Annotated in this window: 22 protein-coding genes; 11 read left to right on the plus strand and 11 right to left on the minus strand. The window is 70.6% G+C overall.

The annotated features are described in order from the left end of the window. Positions 1–3 precede the first annotated feature (3 nt). The 4 genes from OG241_RS31900 to OG241_RS31915 form a co-directional block, all read right to left on the minus strand. The gene (locus OG241_RS31900; RefSeq protein ID WP_405820154.1) at positions 4–816 is read right to left on the minus strand and encodes a hypothetical protein; all 813 of its coding nucleotides are present in this window, start codon (positions 814–816) and stop codon (positions 4–6) included. 166 nt (positions 817–982) lie between these two features. Then, positions 983–2590 (minus strand): transporter, encoded by a 1608-nt coding sequence (locus OG241_RS31905; RefSeq protein WP_405820156.1) that lies wholly within the window; start codon positions 2588–2590, stop codon positions 983–985. Beyond that, entirely contained in the window at positions 2587–3363 is a 777-nt protein-coding gene (locus tag OG241_RS31910) for an ABC transporter ATP-binding protein (RefSeq protein ID WP_405820158.1), read from the minus strand. The genes OG241_RS31905 and OG241_RS31910 overlap by 4 nt, the downstream gene beginning before the upstream one ends. Before the next feature lie 308 nt (positions 3364–3671). Next, the gene (locus OG241_RS31915) at positions 3672–4325 is read right to left on the minus strand and encodes a bifunctional DNA primase/polymerase (RefSeq protein ID WP_319095419.1); all 654 of its coding nucleotides are present in this window, start codon (positions 4323–4325) and stop codon (positions 3672–3674) included. A 340-nt stretch (positions 4326–4665) separates the two neighbouring features. Here OG241_RS31915 and OG241_RS31920 point away from each other — a divergent pair, with 340 nt between their 5' ends. Together OG241_RS31920 and OG241_RS31925 are read left to right on the plus strand one after the other, a co-directional pair. Continuing rightward, positions 4666–6051 carry a transcriptional regulator gene (locus tag OG241_RS31920; protein WP_405820160.1) on the plus strand — a complete coding sequence of 462 codons (1386 nt, stop codon included), beginning with the start codon at positions 4666–4668 and terminating at the stop codon, positions 6049–6051. A 130-nt stretch (positions 6052–6181) separates the two neighbouring features. After that, a complete protein-coding gene (locus tag OG241_RS31925) occupies positions 6182–8077 on the plus strand; it encodes a hypothetical protein (protein WP_405820162.1) in 1896 nt (631 codons plus the stop codon). Between the two features lie 80 nt (positions 8078–8157). On the opposite strand, the gene OG241_RS31930 is transcribed toward OG241_RS31925, so the two are convergent. Continuing rightward, the gene (locus tag OG241_RS31930) at positions 8158–9444 is read right to left on the minus strand and encodes an ABC transporter substrate-binding protein (protein ID WP_405820164.1); all 1287 of its coding nucleotides are present in this window, start codon (positions 9442–9444) and stop codon (positions 8158–8160) included. Between the two features lie 117 nt (positions 9445–9561). On the opposite strand from OG241_RS31930, the gene OG241_RS31935 reads away from it, so the two are divergent. After that, entirely contained in the window at positions 9562–10062 is a 501-nt protein-coding gene (locus tag OG241_RS31935) for a hypothetical protein (protein WP_405820166.1), read from the plus strand. Positions 10063–10199: 137 nt separating this feature from the next. Next, entirely contained in the window at positions 10200–11081 is an 882-nt protein-coding gene (gene purU / locus OG241_RS31940; protein ID WP_405820168.1) for a formyltetrahydrofolate deformylase, read from the plus strand. A 7-nt stretch (positions 11082–11088) separates the two neighbouring features. Here purU and OG241_RS31945 read toward each other — a convergent pair whose 3' ends face one another. Both OG241_RS31945 and OG241_RS31950 read right to left on the minus strand, forming a co-directional pair. Further along, entirely contained in the window at positions 11089–11379 is a 291-nt protein-coding gene (locus tag OG241_RS31945; protein ID WP_405820170.1) for a hypothetical protein, read from the minus strand. A 55-nt stretch (positions 11380–11434) separates the two neighbouring features. Continuing rightward, a complete protein-coding gene (locus OG241_RS31950; RefSeq protein ID WP_405820171.1) occupies positions 11435–12079 on the minus strand; it encodes a dihydrofolate reductase family protein in 645 nt (214 codons plus the stop codon). A 160-nt stretch (positions 12080–12239) separates the two neighbouring features. Between OG241_RS31950 and OG241_RS31955 the strand changes: the two genes are divergently transcribed. Both OG241_RS31955 and OG241_RS31960 read left to right on the plus strand, forming a co-directional pair. Beyond that, complete coding sequence (locus tag OG241_RS31955) at positions 12240–12869, plus strand: class I SAM-dependent methyltransferase (protein WP_405820173.1); 630 nt, start codon at positions 12240–12242, stop codon at positions 12867–12869. Positions 12870–12897: 28 nt separating this feature from the next. Next, on the plus strand, positions 12898–13422 hold the full coding sequence (locus OG241_RS31960) for a DUF3592 domain-containing protein (RefSeq protein ID WP_405820175.1): 525 nt from the start codon (positions 12898–12900) through the stop codon (positions 13420–13422). Between the two features lie 71 nt (positions 13423–13493). On the opposite strand, the gene OG241_RS31965 is transcribed toward OG241_RS31960, so the two are convergent. The 3 genes from OG241_RS31965 to OG241_RS31975 form a co-directional block, all read right to left on the minus strand. Further along, positions 13494–14156 (minus strand): hypothetical protein, encoded by a 663-nt coding sequence (locus OG241_RS31965; protein ID WP_405820177.1) that lies wholly within the window; start codon positions 14154–14156, stop codon positions 13494–13496. A 150-nt stretch (positions 14157–14306) separates the two neighbouring features. Next, positions 14307–15719 carry a zf-HC2 domain-containing protein gene (locus OG241_RS31970; RefSeq protein ID WP_405820178.1) on the minus strand — a complete coding sequence of 471 codons (1413 nt, stop codon included), beginning with the start codon at positions 15717–15719 and terminating at the stop codon, positions 14307–14309. Then, entirely contained in the window at positions 15716–16384 is a 669-nt protein-coding gene (locus tag OG241_RS31975) for a sigma-70 family RNA polymerase sigma factor (RefSeq protein WP_405820180.1), read from the minus strand. Before OG241_RS31975 ends, OG241_RS31970 begins: the two co-directional genes overlap by 4 nt. Positions 16385–16783: 399 nt before the next feature. On the opposite strand from OG241_RS31975, the gene OG241_RS31980 reads away from it, so the two are divergent. Further along, a complete protein-coding gene (locus OG241_RS31980) occupies positions 16784–17188 on the plus strand; it encodes an STAS domain-containing protein (RefSeq protein ID WP_405820182.1) in 405 nt (134 codons plus the stop codon). A 210-nt stretch (positions 17189–17398) separates the two neighbouring features. Continuing rightward, positions 17399–17965, plus strand: coding sequence for an EF-hand domain-containing protein (locus tag OG241_RS31985; RefSeq protein WP_405820183.1), 567 nt, complete (start codon positions 17399–17401; stop codon positions 17963–17965). Here OG241_RS31985 and OG241_RS31990 read toward each other — a convergent pair. Continuing rightward, positions 17890–19464, minus strand: a complete 1575-nt coding sequence (locus tag OG241_RS31990) for a class I adenylate-forming enzyme family protein (protein ID WP_405820185.1) — start codon at positions 19462–19464, stop codon at positions 17890–17892. The genes OG241_RS31985 and OG241_RS31990 overlap by 76 nt on opposite strands. Positions 19465–19636: 172 nt before the next feature. Between OG241_RS31990 and OG241_RS31995 the strand changes: the two genes are divergently transcribed. From OG241_RS31995 to OG241_RS32005, 3 genes are read left to right on the plus strand one after another with little or no spacing between them, the layout of a single operon-like run. Then, entirely contained in the window at positions 19637–20830 is a 1194-nt protein-coding gene (locus OG241_RS31995) for an amidohydrolase family protein (RefSeq protein WP_405820187.1), read from the plus strand. Beyond that, positions 20830–21969, plus strand: a complete 1140-nt coding sequence (locus OG241_RS32000) for an acyl-CoA dehydrogenase (RefSeq protein ID WP_405820189.1) — start codon at positions 20830–20832, stop codon at positions 21967–21969. The genes OG241_RS31995 and OG241_RS32000 overlap by 1 nt, the downstream gene beginning before the upstream one ends. A gap of 9 nt (positions 21970–21978) precedes the next feature. Beyond that, positions 21979–22878: an acyl-CoA dehydrogenase family protein gene (locus OG241_RS32005; RefSeq protein WP_405820191.1), complete on the plus strand. Its 900-nt coding sequence runs from the start codon at positions 21979–21981 to the stop codon at positions 22876–22878. The last annotated feature ends 311 nt before the right edge of the window (positions 22879–23189 follow it).

A 23189-nucleotide genomic window follows, 5' to 3' on the forward strand; every position in this document is an offset into this window, starting at 1 on the left:
CGGTCAGACCCCGTGCTGTCTGCGCAGCGCCTTGACGACCGCGAGCGTCTGTTCCAGGCCGGGGCGTGCGGGGTGGGTCTGCGGGAGCTCCCGCAGACCGCGCGTGTACATGTCCTCCACCGCGGCCATGTGTTCGTGCCGGCCGGTCTGGACGAGCCCGAGGAGCACGCCGCCGAGGTTGACGAGACGCAGCGCGTGCATCGGATGGTCGTCCGGGGTGTCGCGCAGGGCGGCGCGGGCGTGTCTGGCGGCCTCGTCCAGGATGGCGAGATCCTTGAGGGTGCGCCCCTTGCGGAGGAGTGCGTTGGCGAGGTTGGACTCCTGCCCGACACGCTCCTCGCCCAGCCCGCCGGCGCGCACCGGCATGATGTCCAGACAGCCGCGGTACAGGGCGATCGCCTCGTCGATGGACTCCTCGTCCTGGGTGCTGTCGTAGACCTCCTGGAGGGCGGTGGCCAGGGAGGACATGTGCCGGGAGAGTACCGGGTCGCCCGGCGGGGACTTGTCGACGGCCCGGCGCCCGTAGTCGACTGCCTTGATCAGATCGGCGGCGGCCCGCTCGCGTTCCCAGCTCAGCCGGTGCAGCATGCACAGCGCGGAGAGGGCGGCGGCGTGCCGGACGTCGTCGACCGGGTAGACCTGCACGGCCAGCTCGGCGGCCTGGATCGAGCCGCGCAGCAGCTTCGGGTCGCCGGTGCGGCTGTAGGCAAGCCGCAGGTCGTCGGAGACACCGAGGGGTTCGAGATGCTCGGACTCCGCCGCGGCGCCGACCGGGTCATAGCTTTTGGACCTGGATTTGCCGAACCATCTGGCCACCTGAGCGCTCCCCCCTGAAAGCTTCCGTCACCCCCCTTCCCTCCCCGCGATACGGGGCTCAAACCCCGTATGCCGTAGGCAAGTTCGGCGGGGATGCAGGGGGTACAGGCGGTTACAGGGAGTGCAGGGGTGTGCGGGCGGGAGTACCGCGCGGACCGGGCCGGGTTCAGCCCTTGCTGACCGCCGCCAGAATCTCCGGCAGTCGCCGTGCCGTGCGCGGTGCGGAGAGGCGCAGTCCGAGCAGGACGAGCAGGGCGCCGTAGCCGACGCCGACCGGCAGCAGCAGCCACGTCCACCGGTCGCCGCCCGAGTCGACGTTCAGCCAGATGGTGAGGGCGATGACGGGGGCGCACAGCAGGGCGGCGCCGACCATCCCGCCGAAGATGGCGGCCATGGCGAGCCCGGCCTGCCCGGGGACCACGTTCTTGTAGCTCTCCTGCGGGATGGAGTACGGGTACTGGGCCGACGACCAGGCCCCGGCCGCCAGCATCGCCCCCAGCAGCGCGAGGGACATCCCGAGCGCCTCCGGCAGCGTGGTCCAGTCGTCGAGCAGCGCGGTGGTGAGAACGACCACGAGGAGGGAGTACGGCAGGCTGATCAGCAGCAACGCCAGTGCCCGGCCACGTAGTTCGACGTACGCGTCCCGCGTGGACGAGATCGTCATCGCGACCATCCAGAAGGCGGAGGTGTCCTGGCCGAACTGGTTGTACATCTGGATGCCGAGCATCCCGGCCGCGAAGCAGGCGAAGTAGACCGAACCGGTGCCCTGCAGCGCGTTGAACACCGGCACGATGAGCCCGATCGCCAGCGAGGTCACCCACGCGGCCTTGGTCTTGGGGTCCCGCCACGCATAGCGCAGGCTCCGCTCCATGACGGTCCCGGTACGCCCGTCCGGCAGCCACCGGGCCGGCCCGCCGGACGTCCGCTCCCGCTTGCCGGACGGCTCGGCGGCCTGCAGGGTGGACCCGTCGGGTGAGGTCATCAGCCGGGTGAGGGTGCGCGACCAGACCCGCAAAAGCAGCACCAACAGCCCCGCACTGAGTGCGAGTTGGACGACTGCGACGCCGTACGACCCGTCGCTCGCCGAGTCCACTGCCCCGAGGGCGGAAGTGGGCGGCACCCAGGCCAACACGTCCGCGGCCGGGTCGAGTTGGCCGAGCCCCGCCGAACCGAGCTGCTGCATACCGAAGTTGACGAGCTGCGCCCCGATCGCGACGACCAGCCCGCTGAGTACGGCGAGATCGCGCCCTTTGCGGCTGCTGAGCAGCCGGACGTTGGCGGCGGCGACGGCCCGCGCGAGCGCCACACACACCAGCAGCGTGAGGGGAACGGCGACGAGCGACACGACGAGCGCCGCCCCACCGTGCGCCAGGGCGAGCACCGACCCCACGAGCAGGGACAGCGTGAACAGGGGCCCTATTCCGACGAGCGAGGCCACGAGCAGCGCCCGGACCAGCGGCCGGGGACGCAACGGCAGCATCACCAGCCGGGTCGGGTCGAGGGTCTCGTCCCCACTGGGAAAGAACAGCGGCATGAAGGTCCAGCCCAGCGCCATGACCGCGAGGAGGATGACGGTGACGGACGCGGCGTGCGCGTTGCCGCGCAGCGCGATCAGCCCCAGGAACTGCAGCGCGGCGAGCAGCGCCACGACGACGAGGGAGGTGACGTACGCTGCCCGCCGCCCCGCGGACTGCCGCAGCCCGTTGCGCAGCAGCGACAGCTTCAGGCGTACGACGACGCCGGTGACCGATGCCTCCCCTCCGCCACCCGTCATCGGGCGCCGCCGCCCAGCCAGTCGAGGTGGGACCCGTGGTCGCGCTCGCCCGCGCCGACGAGTTCGAGGAACGCGTGCTGGAGCGTGGGTGCGTCGCCCCGCACGTCGGCCAGCGGGCCGTGCGCCCGGATACGTCCCGCCGCCATCACCGCGACCCAGTCGCACAGCGACTCGACCAGCTCCATGACGTGGGAGGAGAAGACGACGGTGGCACCGGAGCCGGTGTACCGCTCCAGCACACCCCGGATGATCTGCGCCGACACCGGGTCCACGCCCTCGAACGGTTCGTCGAGGAACAGGATTTCGGGATTGTGGAGGAGAGCGGCGGCGAGGCCGATCTTCTTGCGCATGCCGGTCGAGTAGTCGACGACTAGTTTGTGCTGCGCGCCGGCCAGGTCGAGGACGTCGAGAAGCTGGGCCGCCCGCTTGTCGACCTCGACGCCGGGCAGGCCGCGCAACCGCCCCGAGTAGGCGAGGAGTTCGCGACCGGACAGCCGCTCAAAGAGCCGAAGCCCTTCGGGCAGCACCCCGATCCGCGCCTTGACCTCGACGGGGTCGCGCCACACGTCGTGTCCCACGACCTCCACGGTGCCCTGGTCGGGCCGCAGCAGCCCGGTCACCATCGAGAGCGTGGTCGTCTTCCCGGCCCCGTTCGGCCCGACAAGCCCGACGAACTTCCCGGCGGGCAACTCCAGATCGATCCCGGCAACAGCAACCTGCTGCCCAAACCGCTTCCAAAGCCCCCGCACCCGCACGGCAACACCATCAACCATGCGAGGAGCCTACGGCGTCGAGTTTCCAGCAGACCCGACTCCAGCAGGCCTTTCAGGGCCGCGGGCAACCGCAGGCCTTTAGGGGCGCGAGGAACTGCGCGACCAGCCACACCAGACCCGCAGCCGCCACACAACCGAAACCAGACACCCCGAACCGCGAAACTCCCGACGGGCGGCACCCGCAGGCTTTTCAGTTGCTCCGGTGCCGCGGGCAACCGCAGGCTTTTAGGGGCGCGGGGAACTGCGCGACCAGCCACACCGGGCCCGCAGCCGCCACGCAACCGAAACCACGCACCCCGACAGGCGAGTTACCGATCCCGCCCGCACGCGTAAGCAAGCGGCGAGATCAACTCCTCCGCATCCGGCAACCACCGATTCGCAGGCGTAGGCCGGCAGGCCCACTGCACAGCCCCCCGAGACGCATACCGGGTGGGCGGCGCCGCCACATACGCCCCCTCACCCAACGCCACCAGATCCAGCGACGCAGGCGACCACCCCAACTTGCGCACCAGATCCGGCACCTTCACCGACGCCCCCGGCAACACAAAGAACCGCATCCGCCGATCCGGCGTCAACATCACCGGCCCGAGCGTCAGTTCCATCCGCTCCATGCGCGCCAGCGCAAGGAACCCGGCGGTCTCGGGCACGTCAATCGCATCGAACGTATGGCCGGTCGGCAACAGGATCGACGCCGTCGGCTGGTCGGTCCACAGCCGGCGCGCAACGGTCGCACTGCCCGTGGCCTGCGTGATCCAGTCGGGACGCGACGGGTGTGCGCCGGGCAGGGCGCACGCTGTGTCGCCGCAGGAGCATCGCTGCACCCCGTCGACTGCTTCCAGCCACGTACCAGGGAACACGTCCCAGTGGCGTTCTTCGGCGTAACGGACGGCGGTTTCCAAGAGGGATTCGCCGCGTTGCTTGGGGATTTGGGCAGCATCAGGGCCCGCGATGGTCTCTTCCACGATGAGGACAACTCTAGTGGGATTCATGAGTTACGCATGTCACATGCGCGGGGGAGGAGCATCGATTCCGCATCTGGGGCGCATGGATGCATGGGCGGGGGCGCGCAGGAGGATCCGGGACGGGGCTGGGTAGGCAGGGGTGGGGCTTGGCATCCGCCTTTACCCCGGCAATCCTCACATGCTTCGCATTGTCGGCATGCCTGCGGGGCATTGATCTTCGAGGCCGGATCTTTTCGCCGTACTCGTCCGCTCGTCGGACCGCGTACGGAAGGGGTTCCGGGCACGGAAGACACGTCAACCCGGTGCGTGGGCACGGCACCGCAGCCTCAGGGGGTACGCCATGGCCGCAAGGCCTCTCGTCGCGCGGCAGCCGAACGAACGGCTGCAGGCGCTCATCCAGGAAGCGGGCTGCTCGAACGCCGGGCTGGCCCGCCGGGTCAACATGTGCGGCGCGGAGCACGGCCACGATCTGCGGTACGACAAGACGTCCGTGGCCCGCTGGCTGCGGGGACAGCAGCCCCGGGGCCGGGCGCCCGCGATCATCGCCGAGGCCCTCGGCCGCAAACTCGGCCGTACGGTCACGATCGACGAGATCGGCATGGCCAACGGCAAGAACCTCGCCTCCGGCGTCGGACTCCAGTTCTCCCCGACCGTCCTCGGCGCCATCGAGCAGGTGTGTGAGCTGTGGCGCAGTGACGTGGGCCGGCGGGATTTCCTCTCCGGTTCGTCCGTCGCCGCGTCCGCGCTCGTGGAGCCCAGCCGGGACTGGCTGATCTCGTCCCCCGACTCCCAGGTGGCGCGCCAGGCGGGCCCCCGCGTGGGGCCGTCGGACGTGGCCGCGGTGCGCGCGATGACGCAGGCACTGACGGACCTGGACCATCAGTTCGGCAGCGGGCACGTCCGTCCGGTCGTCGTGCACTACCTCAACAGCGTCGTCTCCGGGCTGCTGGCGGGCTCGTACCGGGAGGCGGTCGGCCGCGACCTCTTCGCCGCCGTCGCCCGGCTGACCGAACTCGCCGGGTACATGGCCGTCGACACCGGCCAGCCCGGTCTCGCCCAGCGCTACTACATCCAGGCGCTGCGGCTCGCCCAGGCGGCCGGGGACCGGGGGTACGGAGGGTACGTACTCGCCGCGTCCATGAGCCATCTCGCCGCGCAGCTCGGAAACCCGCGGGAGATCGCCCAGTTGGCGCGGGCGGCGCAGGAGGGGGCGCGCGGCCGGGTCACCCCGCGCGCGGAGGCGATGTTCCACGCGGCCGAGGCCCGGGGGCACGCCCTGATGGGTGACGCGCGGTCGGCCCAGCTGGCCTCCTCGCGCGCGGTCAACGCGCTGGACGCGGCCGATCCGGAGTCCGGGGACGACCCGGCGTGGATCGCTCACTTCGACGGTGCCTATCTGGCCGACGAGCTGGCGCACTGCCACCGGGACCTCGGCCAGGCCGAGGCGGCGGCGCGATGCGCGCAGGAGTCGCTGGACGGACACCCCGAGACACGAGCGCGACGCCGGGCCATCGGACTGGTCCTGCTGGCCACGGCACAGGTCCAGCAGCGCGAGGTGGAGGAGGCCTGCCACACGGGCCTGCGCGCGGTGGAGCTCCTCGGCACCCTGCGCTCCAACCGGGGCGCCGAGTATCTGGAGGACCTCCAGATGCGCCTGGAGCCGTACCGCGAGGAACCGGTGGTCCGGGAGTTCGGGGCTCGGCTGGACCTGCGGGCGGCGGCGTGACAGGAGACACAGCGGACGGCTGAGCGGCTGGTGGGGGACTGGTCTGGTCCTGTGCTGCGTGGAATCGGATTCCGGGGACCCGGTAGCGTTAACCGACGATTCCGAAGGTCCCCCATTAGTAGGAGTCCCGGTGACGCAGAGTGGACAGGGCGAGGAGCCCTCGCCGCGCGTGGCGCGCGAAGGCATCGTGCTGCCCTCCGACGGCGGCGAACCGCTGCTGCCGGGTATGACGGGGGGAAGCGTCGGCAGGCCCGCTCCCACCCCGGCGCTGCCCCCACCCCCGAACCCGAACCCGACCGCCGGTCAGGCCTGGGGCCAGCCGTGGGGCCCCGACATGAACCAGGCCCAGGGGCAGGGGCAGGGGCCTGCGCAATCTCCGGCGGCCGACGGCTGGCCTGCGACCCCGGACGCCCAGCAGCACCAGGAGCAGAACCCGTACCAGTACCAGCAGCACCAACAGTGGGGCGACCAGGGCCAGTTCCAGCCCCAGCCGCAGCAACAGCCCGAGCAGCAGGCGCCGTCGGCACCGGCGTGGGACAACGACCCGCGCATGTCCGGCGGTTGGGCCCAGCAGCCCGGCTACGGCGCCCCCCACGGCGCCGGGTCCGCGCCGCTCCCGCCCGCCGCCGGTGGCACGCCCATGCCGCAGTACCAGCAGCAGGCCCAGCAGCCGACTCCTGAGCAGGCCCATCAGCAGCACGGGCAGACGTACGGGCAGCAGCACGGTCAGCAGTACGGGCAGTACGGTGGCGCCCCGCTGCCCCCCGAGGGCGGTGCGGCCCTCCCGTACACCGCCGCGCCCGGTGCTCCGCTGCCGCCCGTCGACGAAGGCGCGACGCAGTACATCCCGCCCGTTCCCGGCACCCCCGGGCCGGTCGCCGAACCGGCCACCCAGTACCTCCCGCCGGTGACGGCGCACGGCCCCGCGCCCTCCCACCCGGCTCCGCACGTCAACGAGGCGGCGACGCAGTTCCTCCCGCCCGTGGGCCCCGGCGCGATGCCGCCCGAGACGGCCGCCGAGGCGACCGCGTATCTGGGCCGCGTGCCGCAGGCGGCCCCCGGCGGTTCCGACGCCGACGCCACCCAGTACATCCCGCCGGTGCCCGCAGGGCCGTACGGCGGACCCCCGGGCGGCCCCGACGACCGTCAGCCGCCCTCCGACTTCGACAACCTCTTCCGCGGCGGCCCCGCCGCACCCGGCGCCGGGTCACCGGCCGGCGCGACCCAGCAGATGCCCCGCATCCAGCCCCAGCAGCACCAGCAGCCCGCCCCCGGCCCCTACGGCCAGCAGGCTCCGTACGCCGCCCAGCAGGCCCCGTACGGCTTCCAGGCGGCCGGACCGCACGCGCAGCCCCACGACACGGACGACCGGCACGACGGCCGGGGCGGTGGCGGCCGGCGTTCGCGGGTGCCCGTCATCGCGGCGCTCGGGGTCGGTATCGCCGTGCTCGGGATAGGCGCCGGCGCGCTGCTCAGCAGCGGGGGCGGGGACAGTGACAAGGACGCGGACAACAAGACGGTCGCGGCGACCTCGGCCGCGCCGGAGGAGTCCGGGGCACCGGCCGCCGACCCGGCCAAGGCGCAGGCCGTCGAACTCGACAAGCTTCTCGCCGACAGCAACAACAGCCGCGACACGGTGATCAAGGCCGTGGCGAACGTCAAGTCCTGCAACAACCTCGGCCAGGCCGCCGCCGACCTGCGCGGCGCGGCCCAGCAGCGCGGTGAGCTGGTCACCCGGCTCGCGTCGCTGTCCGTCGACAAGCTTCCCGAGCACGCCCAGTTGACCGACGCCCTCACCAAGGCGTGGCACGCGTCCCAGTCGGCCGACAACCACTACGCGGCCTGGGCCGACCAGGTGGGGGGCAAGCACGGCTGCAAGAAGGGCCAGGCCCGTTCGACCGGCCAGACACAGCAGGGCAACCAGCAGAGCGGCATCGCCACCGCCCAGAAGGCCAAGGCGGCCGAGCTGTGGAACGCGATCGCGAAGTCGTACGGCCTGACGGAACGCCAGTCCACCCAGCTCTGAGCCCTGAGCTCTGAGCCCTGCGCACCGAGCCATGACCCGGGCGGTCCCTCCTGGAGGGACCGCCCGCCGGTCGTCAGTCGTCAGTCCGTCGCGTTCTCCAGCAGCTTCGTCGTGTCGACGGAGCCCTTGCGTGCGGCGACGAGGCGGCCCTCGCGCACGACCTGGAGGGTCACCTGCGCGTTGACCAGGCGCGGGAAGCCGACCACCGAGAGCAGGTCCTCGAAGCGCCAGCGCAGCGTCGGGGTGAGGCCGCCGGTGGTGACCCGGACGCCGTTGTCGAGGGCCCGCCGGACCGTGGTCGAGGACACCTCGCCGTCACCCAGCGACTCGACGACCGCCTTGAGGACGGTGTACGCGATCCAGGTGGTCTGCACCCCCGCGTCCTGCGGGTCGATGCGGTTGTCGTCGAAGGCCTCCTCGTTGATGACCTTCCTCATCCCGTCCCAGCGGGCGTCGCCGGCCACCGGGTACCAGCCGGTGATGTACGAGCCCTCGTACGGGCCCGTCTTGCCCCCGGTCGCGTTGATCACCGTCTGGTCGACGCTGCCGAGGACGGTGGCGGTGCGCACGGCCGGGTAGTCGTCGCGGTCACGCCGGAAGGAGTCCATGAAGGTGTTCGTACGGTCCCCGAGCGCGGGCACGACACACCCCATGTGCCCGGTTCCCGTGCCCGCCGTGCGCTCCAGGGCGCGCTTGGTGTGTGTCTCGTACTCGGTGGCGTCCTCGGCGGCCAGCTGGTCCCGCGCATCGGCGTGGCCGCCCGCCCGCAGCCCGGAGTCGAGGAGCTGGGGCAGCTGGTCGCCCGCGATGGTGTCGGGGCGGATCAGGGCGACGGGCCCGCAGACGGAGGCGAGCTCCTTGCCGAGGCCGGCCAGCAGGGCGGGCGAGCCGCCGTTGACCGGGTAGGACATCGGATTGGTGAACTCGTCGTTGGTGACGCCGTAGCCGCCGATGTAGGGGATTCCGGCGGAGGCCAGCGGGCCCAGGAAGTCGTCGCCGAACTGGCTGTAGGAGCCGACGACCGCGACGACGTCCTCGTCGGCGGCCCGCCGGGCGCACTTCGCGGCGGCCACCCTGTCGTTGTGGTCGTTGCAGGTCAGGACCTTGAGCTTGTGCCCGTTCAGGCCGCCTGTGGAGTTGATCCAGCGGGCGTACGCCTGCGCCATGGCCGGCATCCCGGGCTTGTTGGTGGCGTCGGTGCCCTCCGGTGCCCAGGTCATGACGGTGATGTCGCCGCCCTCGGCGCCGGCCGAGGTGCCGGGTACGACCCCGCACCCGGCGGCGAGCGCCGCGCACACGGCCAGCGCGCCCATCGACTTGGGGATTCTGGTGCGGAAGGAGCTGCGGGTGCCTCGCCTGCCGGTCATGGACACGCACGATTCCGTCACACAGCCAACCCGGATATGACCCTTGGTCAACAAGTGGTGACGGGGAGGTGAATTACGGGGGGTGTTGATCTCATTTTCACAGGGACCGTACGATCGATGACCGTGCAAGGTTCGGAAGACTCTTCCCGTCGCGGCCGTCGCTCCCCCACCATGGGCGGCATGCCACTCAACGACATGCCGTGGTGGCGCTGGCGCAGCAATGTGCGCTCCGCGCTGCACATGCTCTCCGATCCGGTGTTCCAGCGAGACGTCTGGCTGGCCGGCGTCGACGGCTACGGGGACGTCACCGACGCCGTGTACCGCCTGGTCGAGGACACCTGGCTGGACAGCTGGTCCGCCGAGAAGTACGTCGGCACGATCTTCCGGGACTCCCAGGAAGCCGCCCTCGTCGACACCGCCGTGCTCCGCGTCCTGCGGATCATGCACCAGGTCGGCCCGGACGCCCCCGTCTCGGCCTACCTCGACCACGCGGGCTGGCCGGAGGCCGTCCGCGCGGCCCGGGACGCCCATGTACGCCTGTCGGCGAGCGACGGCGAGGAACCGGACGTGCCGCCGCGCACACTGGAGGTACTGCGGATACTGACGCGCTCGGCGTAGGTGGCGCACGGGCGGCGTCCCGGCCGGTCTGCTCCGGCGGCCCGTCCGGTGGTCTCCCCCTGCGGTCCGTCCGGCGGTCTGTTCCGGGTGGCGGACGGGAGTCGGCCGTGCCAGGTGGATATGGGACTCTGTCCGGCATGAACGAGCAGTCCAGCCAGGCCACACCTCCCGCCGAGCAGTACGTCCTCACCCTTTCCTGCCCCGACAAACAGGGCATCGTGCACGCCGTGTCGAGCTACCTCTTCATGACCGGCTGCAACATCGAGGACAGCCAGCAGTTCGGCGACCGGGACACGGGACTGTTCTTCATGCGCGTCCACTTCTCGGGAGAGACGCCGGTGACGGTGGACAAGCTGCGCGCGAGCTTCGCGGCGATCGGTGACGCCTTCCACATGGACTGGCAGATCCACCGGGCCGAGGACCGTATGCGGGTCGTCCTCATGGTCAGCAAGTTCGGCCACTGCCTCAACGACCTCCTCTTCCGCGCCCGCATCGGCGCGCTGCCGGTCGACATCGCGGCGGTCGTCTCCAACCACACGGACTTCGCCGAGCTGGTCGCCTCGTACGACGTCCCCTTCGTCCACATCCCGGTGACGAAGGACACGAAGGCACAGGCCGAGGCCCAACTCCTGGAACTGGTCCGCGAGAAGAACGTGGAACTGGTCGTCCTGGCCCGCTACATGCAGGTGCTGTCGGACGACCTGTGCAAGGCGCTGAGCGGCCGGATCATCAACATCCACCACTCCTTCCTCCCTAGCTTCAAGGGCGCCAAGCCGTACCACCAGGCCCACGCACGAGGCGTCAAGCTGATCGGAGCGACGGCGCACTACGTCACGGCGGACCTGGACGAGGGCCCGATCATCGAGCAGGAGGTCGAGCGGGTCGCCCACGACGTGACCCCGGACCAGCTGGTGGCCATCGGCCGCGACGTGGAGTGCCAGGCGCTGGCGCGCGCGGTGAAGTGGCACGCGGAGCGCCGAATCCTGCTGAACGGACGACGGACGGTCGTTTTCGCGTAGCGGTCGTTCAGTCTTCGTCGCACCTTTCCAGGACGAGGCTCAGGGATCCTTCTTCGAGTCCGGAGTGCTCATCCAGGTGGAGATGAGTCCCGTCCGGTGTGCCGTCCTGGGCGAGTGTGAGCAGATGGCCGGCGAGTGTCTTCAGTCCGGCGGCGTTGGCCTCGATCACGATCTCCTGGCCCGGGCCGCGGACCTCGATACGAGCGCCTTCCTCCCACGTGAAGACTCTCGGGTTTCCATCGGTCACCGTACTGACGTGGGTGGTCGTCGGCGGGGCGATGTCGGGTTCAGAGGCCATGCCCCCAGCGTCCCGTACCCAGACGCCGGGGGGAAACCGCAATCGCGGGGCGGCTTCAGGCGTCGCGGCCGACGCCGCGATCGGGGGCGCTCATGTCACCGGTCTTCGGCGTGCCGTCGGCGAGGCCGTAGCGCAGGAACACGGTGCCCTTGGCGCCGGCCACCGGAGGTTCGAGGAGCGTGATGTTCGTGGGCACCGTGCCGTCGTCGAACACCTTCTTGCCGACCCCGAGGACGACCGGGTGCACCCAGAGGTCGAGACGGTCGAACAGCTTCTCGCGCAGCAGGGTCTGCACCAGGTTCAGGCTGCCGACGACCTTCACGTTCTCGTGCCGGTCCCGGATCTCGCGGACCGCGCCGGCCAGATCCGGGCCGAGCTGCGTGGAACCGTCCCACGGGAGGTCGGGCGTGCCCCGGGACGCCACGTACTTCGGGATGCTGTTGAAGAGCGTGGCGATCTCGTTGTCCTCGCCACCCTTCTGGTGCGGCCAATAGCCGGCGAAGAGGTCATACGTCCGCCGACCGAGCAGGAGAGCGTCCGTGCCCTCGTACGCGGCAAGGATCTGCGCTCCGGTGGCCTCGTCCATCAGCGGCGCCTGCCACCCGCCGAACGGAAACCCCACCGGATCCTCGTCGGGCCCACCGGGCGCCTGCCCGACAAGGTCGAGGGTCGCGAACATCTCGATGTGGATGAGGCCCATGACGTACTCCCGGTGAGCTGGCTGTCTGTCTGTCTCGGTCGGGGGGTAGACCTGGGGGCGCCGGCAAACTCATCGCCGGGGCGGGGCCGGTTTCGTATGCGCCGGTACGGGACGGGGCCGGAGAACGACTGCGAACTGCGCGGGTGTTAGTTTCCTGCCCGTGTTAAAACACCAGGACGAGACCAGGACGGCCTACGACGGGGTCGTCGAGCTCTACGCGTCGATGTTCACCAGCCGGTTGGAGACGCGGCCGTTCGCACGGAACATGATCGGCACCTTCGCCGAACTCGTGCGTGATACGGGGAACCTGCGGGTGGCCGACGTCGGGTGCGGACCCGGTCATCTGACGGCCATGCTGCACGACCTGGGGCTGGACGCCTTCGGGATCGACCTCTCCCCGGCCATGGTCGACCACGCTCGGCGAACCCAGCCGGCGCTGCGGTTCGACGAAGCGCGAATGGAGGCCCTGCCGATCGAGGACGGCGCACTCGGCGGAGTGCTGGCCCACTACTCGATGATCCATACCCCACCCGAAGAGCTGCCCGCGCTGCTCGCTGAGCAGGTGCGTGTCCTGGCACCAGGGGGCCTGCTCCTGGTGTCCCTCTTCGGAACCGAAGGGCCTGACCCGGTCCGCTTCGACCACAAGGTGGCACCCGCCTACAGCTGGCCGGCGGACCAGTTCGCCGACTTGCTGGCCGCTGCCGGACTCGTCAACGTGGCTCGACTGCTCCACGACCCCGCGAGCGAGCGAGGCTTCCTCGACACCCACCTGCTGGCCCGCCGCCCGTAGAACGAGGAGACTCGACTACGGGGGAGCCATGCCGGGAGATGGTCGACGGAGCGACACCCCCATCGGAGTGGGCCGCGGAGGGGTCCTCCGACCTCAAGGGGGCGAGAGGATCCACAGAGTCCTCGGCCACACACTGGGCCTGCTGACCGGGTTGCTCTTCGTCACCTTGGGCTTCGTCCTCGGCTTGGACAACGCGGTTGCACGGCTGCACTTCCATGACGCGGAGGAGGTCCCGGCGGTAGTGGTCGCTGCCGACTACGCCAAGCCGCAGCTGAAGGAAAGCCCCTCCTTCGTCAGTGTCAACCTCGCTGGCGTCCAGGACGACCGGGCATCGATCGACAACGTCCTACTGGCCCCGGACGGCCTGTCGAGGGGCGACCATGTCACGGTTCTCCACGATGCGGCACGACCTGGGCATGCCCTCTTCCCCAGCCAGCTCGGCTGGACGAAGTTGATGTTCCCCGGCGGACTGCTCTTCCTTGTCGGTCTCGTCCCGACCATCGGTTACGGCCTGGCGATCGCCAGGAAGACGGCGGTGCACCTCCGAAGGTGATCCCTGACGGTAGCGTGATCGGCATGACGGCTGACTGCTCTGACCGCCGGTGCGGAGTGGTATTTGCCGCCCTACTGCTTGGCGGTGCCGTTCTCGCCGTCGATGTCGTAGATCCGTTCCTTAAGCCGCTCACCGGCCCAGTCCAGTCCGACGCCCAGGTCGAACCAGTGCCGGTCTTTGCGGGCTTCGGGTCGTGCGAGGTTCGCCGCCGCCCACGAGAAAACCCCCAGCAGGATGGAACGCCCGTGCTGCGCTGTGTGGACGGACAAGGCGAACGGCGCGGCGAGTGCCGCGCGGGTGACCAAAATGGCCTGTTCGTCCTCGGCGCGTCGACGCCCGCCCGTGAGGAACCGGGGCGTCTCCAGGATCTTGACCCACTCGACCACCGCGTCTGCCACCTGAGCGCGCAAGGACTCCTCGATGCCTTCCCGGACGGCGGCCGCGGGATCGTCGCCGAGCCAGCCGAGCCAGTGCTCAGGATCAGTGAGCTTGCTGAAGTCGTCCTGCGGTACCCCGTGACGGGGGTTCTCCTCGTACTCGCCCGTCGGCTTGCCGCTGCTGTCCACCAACCACGCGCCGCGGATCGCCTCTGGAGGTACGTAGCCGTTCGGGTCGTCGATGTACGTCGGGTCGATCTCGGCGACACTGCCACCGGGATGCTCCGCAGCCTCAGCCAGTAGCGCCGGCTCGTTCGGTATGCCCTTACGTCGGCTTCGCGAGCCAAAAAGCCCCACGTCCCCACCCCCACCGTTGCTCGCCCAGTCGACCGCGATTGTGCCCCACTGGCCAGGACCGCATGAGAGGGGGGCGAAAGCGGATAACGGAGGCGGGTTGGTGGGGACTCGGCGAGCAGGCCTGTCCCGCACCGAAGCAAAGAGCCCCCTCTACATTCGGCTCAGCGAAGCCGCCGCGAACAGCACATCCCTGATCGCCTCCCGGTCCCCGTCCTGTCCCGCCGCGGCCTCCTCCGGGGAGACGTGGCCCGCCGCCAGCTGGCAGAACTCCACGCCGTCCAGGGCGACATGGGCGACCTCGTGGGCGGCTGAGGGGACGGCGGCAGGGGAGTCCAGGGGGATGAACCACTCGCCGCCGCCGGAGCCCTCGATCTCCAGGCGGAGGCTGCGGCCGGGTTCGCCGGCCGGGACCAGGTGGCGGGTCGTCCGGTTCGGGGTGGCCAGGCCCGCCTGACGCCGGGCGGCCAGTGCTTCAGGGAGCATGCGGGCCGCGAGGTCGATCATGTCGTGGAGGTGGCGCGGGGCCGGCGGTTCGTACGGGTAGTCGACCGCCTCCGCGATGTCCCCCGCGTGCACCCAGCACTCGAAGGCGCGGTCCAACATCGCGTCCCGCAAGGGCAGTTCGAAGTCGCCGTACGGCACCGGCAGCTTCCCCGAGCCGCCGCCCGCGAACGCCACAGTCCGGACGATGCCATGGCTCTGCTCCCGCCACGGCAGCCGTACGGAACGGTTGTGGGGGTGGTGCGAGGCCTGCCAGTACGCCTCCGTACGGCCCGCCGGCGTCGGCGCGACCGGGGTCTTCCCCTCGCCGGTCAGCGGGTCGTCGAGACCCAGTGCGACCGCGACCAGGCTGTCCACGCTCAGCAGGTGAGCGATGACACCGGCGACCGTCGTACGGCGGCTCGTCTGCGCGGTGCCCTCGAACCAGCGCAGCCGCACCGGCGCGTGCCACTCCGCGTCGCCGAAGTCCTGCAGCAGGGCGTCGAGACGGGCGGTCTCCGCGTCGTACGGGGCCGCCCACTCCGGCACCGGGATGCGCGGCGGGCGGCGGTCGAGGCAGCTCTGCAGGACACGGGTGCGCAGGGTCGGGTCCAGGTCCAGGGGCTCCGGGCGTTGCAACAGCTCGACCGCCTCGCGCAGCCGCCGCGCCTCGTCCGCGCAGGCTCCGCACTCCCCGAGGTGCTCCTCGACGGCGAGCGTCTCCTCCGGCGCACAGGCGGCCAGCGCCCACGCCCCGAGCAGCGACCTCAGTACGTCGTGTTCCAGGACGAGGGGCGCAGGGGGGACAGGAGGGACCGGGGGTACTGGAGCCACGGAGGGTACGTCGGGCAGGGGGAGCCCCGTGTCCTCGACCGAGGAGCGCGGCATCGGTATGCGGCGCGGGCTGTCGCCGGGGTCCGAGCCCCTGCTGTCGAAGTCGCCATTGCCATCGCCATTGCCATCGCCATTGCCGCTGCTGCCGCTGCCGTCGCCGTGGGTGGCGCCGGTGTCGTCGTTCGATCCCTGGGCGTCGTACCCCTCGTACTTCTCCCAGTCCCCGTCCTCGTGACCCGCGCCGCTCACACCGCACCCCCGTATTCGGGGGGTGCCCCTGGTGTGCCGGTGTCGTGGGCCGTGGACAGGAGTTGGAGGCCGAGGCGGAGGCGGCGACGGGCCTCGGCCTCCGTGACGCCCAGGTCGGCGGCGGTCTGGCGGTAGTCGCGCCGTTGGAAGTACGCCAGCTCCAGGGCGGCGCGCAACGGGGCGGGCATCGACGTGACGATGTAGTCGGCGCGGGCGGCGACGGAGGCGCGGCGGACCCTGCGCTCCAGTTCCTCCATGGAGCCCGTAGAACCCGTAGCACCCGTGGAGGCGCTGGAGGTAGCCGGCGCGTTGGTGTACGTGTCGGTCTGGGCGTGCTCGTCCCGGTCGGTCGGGTCGTCGTGGGTCAGTGCTGCCGTTTCCGTCTGGCGGAGGCGCTGGACCGCGAGGCGGTGGGTCAGGGTGGCCAACCAGGAACGCATGGGGCCCTGCTTGGGGTCGTAGGCGTCGGGGTGCTGCCAGACGTGGGCGAAGACCTCGCGGGTGATGCGGTCGGCGGCCTGTTCGTCGCCGAGGACCCGGTGGGCCAGGCCGTGCACGAGGGACGCGAACCGGTCGTACAGCTCACCGAGCGCGGCTGCCTCTCCGCGCGCGAGCCGTTGCTGCATCCTGCGGTCCCAGCGGGGCGGTGTGTCCCTCTTCTGCATGCTGCCCCCTCACCCCCCGTACGTCTCGGTCGCGTCAGTTGTCCCAGTCGTGTCGTGCCCGTGCCGTGTTCCTGTCCAGGTCCGGTGGCCGCCCACCCTCTCGTCGAATGTAGTCGGCCCCTCTGACAGCCCACTCCGCTTTGCGGCATTGTGCGCCCTCCGAAGGCCTCCGGATGGTAGAGAACCTACGGAGACCGACCGATCGTGACGTTATCTGCACTGTTTTCGATCGTTCTGGATCGCGGGTGACCGAAACAGGTCCCTTGTAAACCGCCTGCAAGTCTCTTGCGGTCCGGGCCGAGCGGATGTGCTGTGTTTGATGACATGGCTGTTGGGCAGCCGCGTCGACAGGAAGCGTAAGTAAAGCTTCCGTTTCTGCCGGACGAGTCGGATAGAGGCGTGATGGTGGCGTTCAAAGTGACCGACGGTGAGCGCGGTGGCTGGACCGTGCTCCGGGTGTCCGGAGAAATGGATCTGGTCACCTCGCCGGAGTTGCGCCAGCGGGTGCACGACGCGGTGGCCGACGGCCGCCACAGCGTCGTCCTCGATCTCTCCGAGGTCGTCTTCTGCGACTCCAGCGGCGTCGGCGTCCTCATCGCCACCCGTCGGCTGCTGCGTTCCTGTCAAGGTCGCCTGCGCCTGATCCTGCCCGCGCAGGGTGCCGCCGAGAGCGCCCACGCCCATCACGTCAACCGGGTCCTCGGCGCCCTCGGGGTCCGGCGCCTCTTCGACGTCTACGCGGATGTCACCACGGCCTCCGACGAGGCCGCGGCGCCTCTCCAGGCGGCCTTCACGCGCGCGTGACCGGCCCCCACACGGGCGTGACCCGGGCCCCTGCGCGTGTGACGCCGTTGTCGCGGAATTTACCCAGTCTCGGTACAGGTGTCGTTTTCCTGCTCCGGCGGTCACCCGCGCGTCGTACGCTCCGTGCGGGAAGACGACCCAAGACCGCGATCCGAGACCGCGACCCAAGACACCGACGTAGGACGCAGACGTAAGGCAGGCCCGACAGACATGGTCAGCTCCGAGTACGGGCGGAAGATCGCCGCCCGGTTCGCCACCTTCGACCAGGACGGCAACGGCTACATCGACCGCGCGGACTTCAGCGTGGCCGCCAAGGCACTGCTCGCCGAGTTCGGCACCCCCGCCCGGTCCGACAAGGGCCAGGCCCTCTACAGCGGCGCCGAGGCCTTCTGGCAGGGCATGGCGGGGATCGCGGACCGGGACGGCGACCAGCGGATCACCCGCGACGAGTTCGTGAACGGCGCCGTGAAGCGGCTGCACGACAGCCCGGGCCGGTTCGCCGAGATCGCCCGGCCCTTCCTGCACGCGGCCCTGGCCGTCGCGGACCGGGACGGCGACGGCGCGGCGACCCTCGAAGACACCGAACGCGTTCTCAAGGCGCTCGGGGTGCCCGAGGACATCGCCTCCATGGCCGCCGCGACGCTCGACACCGACGCGGACGGCAAGGTCGGCGAGACGGAGATCGTCGACGCGCTGGCCCGCTACTTCGACGTCTCCGACTCGGACGAGGGCACGGCCACGGGCTCCGGCTCCGGCTCCGGCTCCGGCTCCGAATAGCGTTCGCGCAGCTTGTACTTGAGTACCTTCCGCAGGGCGTCGTTGCGCGGAAGGGCGTCCACCAGCTCCAGCCGCTCCGGCAGCTTGTGCACGGACAGCCCTTCCGACCGCAGGTAGGCAGTCAGCCCGGCGAGGGTCAACTCACCGGCGCCTTCCGCCTGTTCCACCACCGCACAGACCAACTCCCCGCGCTCTGCATCCGGCAGCCCCACCACCGCCACGTCACCCACCCCCGGGTGCGTGTGCAGCAGGTCCTCGATCTCCTTCGCCGAGATGTTCTCGCCCTTGCGGATGATGACGTCCTTGAGCCGCCCGGTGAGCACCAAGTGCCCGCTCCCGGTGAGGAATCCCAGGTCGCCGGTGCGCAGAAAGCCGTCCTCGTCGAAGGCCTCGGCGGTCTGCGCCGGGTCCAGATAGCCCTGGCACACGGCCTCGCCCCGCAGCCGCACCTCGCCCTCCACCACCCGTATCTCCATCCCCTCCGGGGGGCGCCCCTCCGTCGTCGCCAGGTTGTCGACCGTGTCGTCCGGCGCTCCCATGGTGATCATCGGCACCTCGGTCATCCCGTACCCGTGGGTGAGCTGCACGCCCATCTCGCGTACGACGGAGTGGTAGACCTCCGGCGGCTTCGGCGCCCCGCCGCCCGCCAGCAGCCGCAGGGAGGGGATCACCGGCACCCCCGGCTGCCTGCGCTGCTCGGCGAGGAACATGGAGTAGAAGGCAGTGGACCCGCCGGCCACGGTCACCCCGTGCTTGCGGTAGCCCTCGAGCGCGTCCGGCAGCGCGAACTGCTCGAACATCACCGCCGGGAACCCGTACAGCAGGAGCATCACCGTGTAGTCGGGGCCGGCAATATGGGCGTACGGGAAGGCCATCGAGCCCACGTCCGACTCGGTGAGCCGCAGCGCGTGCGCGAGACACGAGCCGCCCGCGATGAGCGAACGGTCCGTGTGGAGCACCCCTTTGGGGTCGGAGGTCGTGCCCGAGGTCCAGTAGATCCAGCGGACCGAGGTGCCGTCGGCGGGCGGCGGGGGCAGTGACGACGGGTCGCCGTCCGGGAGTTCGTCGCTGTCGTACGCCGGGAAGACGCCCTTCGCGCCGAGCCGCCGTGCCATCTCCGTGTGGTCGAAGCCGCGCCACACGCCGGGCACCGCGAAGAACTCCGCCTTCGACTCCCGTAGTGCGAAGCCCACTTCGCGGTCCCGGTAGAAGGGGATGACCGGCGACTGCACGGCGCCCAGGCGGGCCAGTGCGAAGGAGAGCAGGGCGGTCTCGATACGGGTGGGCAGCTGCCAGGCGACGACCGTGCCGGGGCATACGCCCATGTCGTACAGGCCCGCCGCCACCCGTTCGGAGCGGGCCCGGAGTTCGCCGAAGGTGAGGGCGCGGTCGTCCTGGAGGAAGACCGGCCGGTCGGGGGTGAGTTCGGCGCGGCGGGCCACCAGTTCCCAGAGGGTTCGGGCCGAGCCCAAGGCGTGTGCGGTGTCGACGGCGTTCACTTTGCCCCCAGTTGCCGGCCGGACAGCAGCGAGTCTGACGAGCAGTCAGATTGTGCGGGGAGCGTAGGGCCTGGCGCCTTGTCGGTCCATAGGTGCGGGACTAACCTTCTAGGGGTGCGGAACTGACGGACCGTCAGATAATCAACACCGGCTGGCCAGGCGGAGGGGACCCATGACCGAACTGCCCCGCATCATCAGCGTCGACGACCACGTGATCGAACCCGCTCACCTCTTCGAGACCTGGCTGCCGGCCAAGTACCGGGACAGGGGGCCGAAGCCCTTCACCGCCGGAATCGGCGAACTCGCCTACGTGGGCGGCAAGTACCGGATCACGACCGACCCCGACGGCCCGGTCACCGACTGGTGGCAGTACGAGGACCTGCAGTTCCCGTACAAGCGGATCATCGCGGCCGTCGGGTTCTCCCGGGACGAGATGACCCTCGACGGCATCACCCGCGAGCAGATGCGACGCGGCTGCTGGGACCCGAAGGCCCGGCTCGCCGACATGGACCTCAACCATGTCGAGGGCTCCCTCTGCTTCCCCACCTTTCCGCGCTTCTGCGGCCAGACCTTCGCCGAGGCCCAGGACAAGGAGGTCGCGCTGGCCTGCGTGCGCGCCTACAACGACTGGATGGTCGAGGAGTGGTGCGGCGACAGCGGCGGCCGGCTGATCCCGCTGTGCCTGATCCCGCTGTGGGACGTCGAGTTGGCGGTCGCGGAGATCCGGCGCAACGCCGAACGCGGGGTGCGGGCGGTGACGTTCTCGGAGATCCCGACGCACCTCGGGCTGCCGTCGATCCACTCCGGCTACTGGGACCCGTTCTTCGCGGTGTGCGAGGAGACCGGGACGGTCGTCAACATGCACATCGGCAGCAGCAGTCAGATGCCCGCCGCCTCCCCGGACGCCCCGCCCGCCGTCCAGGCCGCGCTGAGCTTCAACAACGCGATGGCCTCGATGATGGACTTCCTGTTCAGCGGCGTGCTGGTGAAGTTCCCGGCGCTCAAACTCGCGTACAGCGAAGGGCAGATGGGCTGGATCCCGTACGCCCTGGAACGCGCCGACGACGTGTGGCAGGAGCACCGCGCGTGGGGCGGGGTACGGGATCTGATCCCGGAGCCGCCCTCGACGTACTACTACCGGCAGATCTTCTGCTGCTTCTTCCGCGACAAGCACGGGGTCGCCTCGATCGACGTCGTCGGCCGGGACAACGCCACCTTCGAGACCGACTACCCCCACGTCGACTCGACCTTCCCGCACACCAAGGAGGTCGCCCTCGACCATGTGAAGGGCCTCGACGACGAGACCGTCTACAAGCTGATGCGCGGCAACGCCATCCGCATGCTCGGCCTCGACCTGGACAAGTAGTGGACCTCTCCGACACTCCCCAAGAGGCGGAGTTCCGGGCGCGGTTGAGGGAGTGGCTGGCGAAGGTGCTGCCGTCGCTGCCGGTCGCGCCCTCGCCCGACGACTGGCCCGGGCGGCGGGCGTACGACCTGGGCTGGCAGCGGACGCTGTACGACGCCGGGTACGGCGAGGTCCACTGGGGCGCCGACCCCGCCGTACGGATGATCTTCCTGGAGGAGACGGAGAAGGCCGGCGCGCCCTATGTGGGGGCGAACTTCGTCGGGCTGCTGCACGCCGGGCCGACCGTCGCCGCCGAGGGGACCGACGAGCAGCGGGCGCGCTGGCTGCCGCCGGTGCTGCGCGGCGAGGAGGTCTGGTGCCAGGGGTTCAGCGAGCCGGACGCCGGTTCGGACCTCGCCGCGCTGCGCACCCGCGCACGGCGCGACGGCGACCACTACGTGGTGAGCGGCTCCAAGATCTGGACCTCGCACGCCGAAGTCGCCGACTGGTGCGAGCTGTTGGTGCGGACCGACCCGGACGCGCCCAAGCATCGCGGGATCACCTGGCTGGCCATGCCCATGGACGCGCCGGGCATCACCGTACGGCCGCTGCGCACGCTCGCCGGGTCGAACGAGTTCGCCGAGGTCTTCCTCGACGAGGTCCGGGTGCCCGTCGCCAACCGGGTCGGTGAGGAGAACGACGGCTGGCGCGTGACCATGGTGACCCTGTCCTTCGAGCGCGGCACGGCGTTCGTGGGGGAGGTGGTCGCCTGTCGGCGGGTGCTGGGCGAACTCGCCCTGGCGGCACGGGAGAACGGCCGCTGGGACGACCCTGTCCTACGCCGTCGGCTCGGGCGGCTGAACGCCGAGTTCCGGGCGCTGTGGCGGCTGACCCAGTGGAACGTGAGCGAGGCGAGCGAGGGCGTGCCCGGGGTCGGCGGGTCCGTCTTCAAGCTGCGGTACTCGCATGCCCGGCAGGAGTTGTACGAGGCGGCGGCGGAGGTTCTGGGGGCGGCGGAGGGCGGCGCGGCGCTCGATCTCGAACAGCCCTGGGTGCTCGACCGGTTGTCCTCGCTGTCTTACACCATCGCCGCCGGCACCTCCCAGATCCAGCACGGCATCGTGGCCGAACGCGTTCTCGGACTGCCGAAAGGACGGTGACATTCGCCCATGCGATTCCAACTCACCGAGGACCAGCGGGCGTTGCGGGCAGGCGTACGAGAGTTGCTGACGGCGCGGTTCGGACGCGAGCGGCTGCGGGCGGCCGTGGACGTCGCCGACGGGCCCGAGCTGGACCGGGGGCTGTGGCGGGAACTGGGGGACGCCGGGTTCTTCGCGCTGCGGCTGCCGGACGAGGAGGGTGGGGTCGGACTCGGGCTGCCCGAGGCGGTGTTGGTGTTCGAGGAGGCGGGGCGCGTACTGCTGCCCGGGCCGCTGATCGCCACGCATCTCGCGGCGGGGGAGGTACCGGGGGCGGCGACGGGAGAGACGGTGGTGACCGGCGTCGACGCCGGCGGAGTGGTGGAGTGGCTGGAGGCGGCCGACGTCGTACGGGGAGACACGGCCGGCGCGGTGCGGATGCGGTCGGTGGACCCGCTCACGCCACTGCACAGAGCCGGGGAACCGGACTCCGGCGACCGTACGGACGTACGCCTGACGGCATCGCTCCTCACCGCCGCCGAGCAGCTCGGCACCGCCGCCCGGGTGTGTGAGCTGGCCGCGCAACACGCGCGGACCCGTGAGCAGTTCGGGCGGCCGATCGGGGCCTTTCAGGCGGTGCAGCAGCTGTGTGCCGGGATCCTGGTGCGTGTGGAGGTGGCGCGGGCGGCGGTGTACGCGGCTGCCGTCACCGTCGATCCGGCGGACATCGCGGCGGCCCGGCTGCTCGCCGACGAGGCCGCGGTGCGCGGCGCCCGCGACTGCCTTCAGGTGCACGGCGGGATGGGCTTCACCTGGGAGTCGGACGTCCAGCTGTATCTGAAGCGGGCGTGGGTACGGGCCCGGCGGCCAGGTGCGGTGACGGAGTGTGAGGAGGTTCTCGCCTCCGCGTTACTGGCTGAGGCGCTGTGACCGGCGGTCGGAGTGGTGTTGGCCGGATTGATGTCGCCGATCGTGGCGCGATCGAACCGTGACCGAGGTGTTGTGAGATCACTCAGCGTCGATACCGGGTTGTGTCCTTCGCGGGACTAGTCACGGCCCGGAGTCGCGTGTTCCCTCCGGTACCTTCTGTGCCATGCGACTGGTTCCGAGGTCGAGCCATCCCGGTGTCGCCCCTGAGGCGGCCCCGGATTCGGCGGTGCGTGCCGCTCGCGGGGCGGGTCGGTGTCTCCAGCTCGCCTGTTCGACTACGGGTGGCGAGCGTCGCACAGTATGCCGCAGGC

Origin of the sequence: Streptomyces sp. NBC_01390 (genome assembly GCF_045040105.1) — a bacterium.
GTDB lineage: Bacteria > Actinomycetota > Actinomycetes > Streptomycetales > Streptomycetaceae > Streptomyces.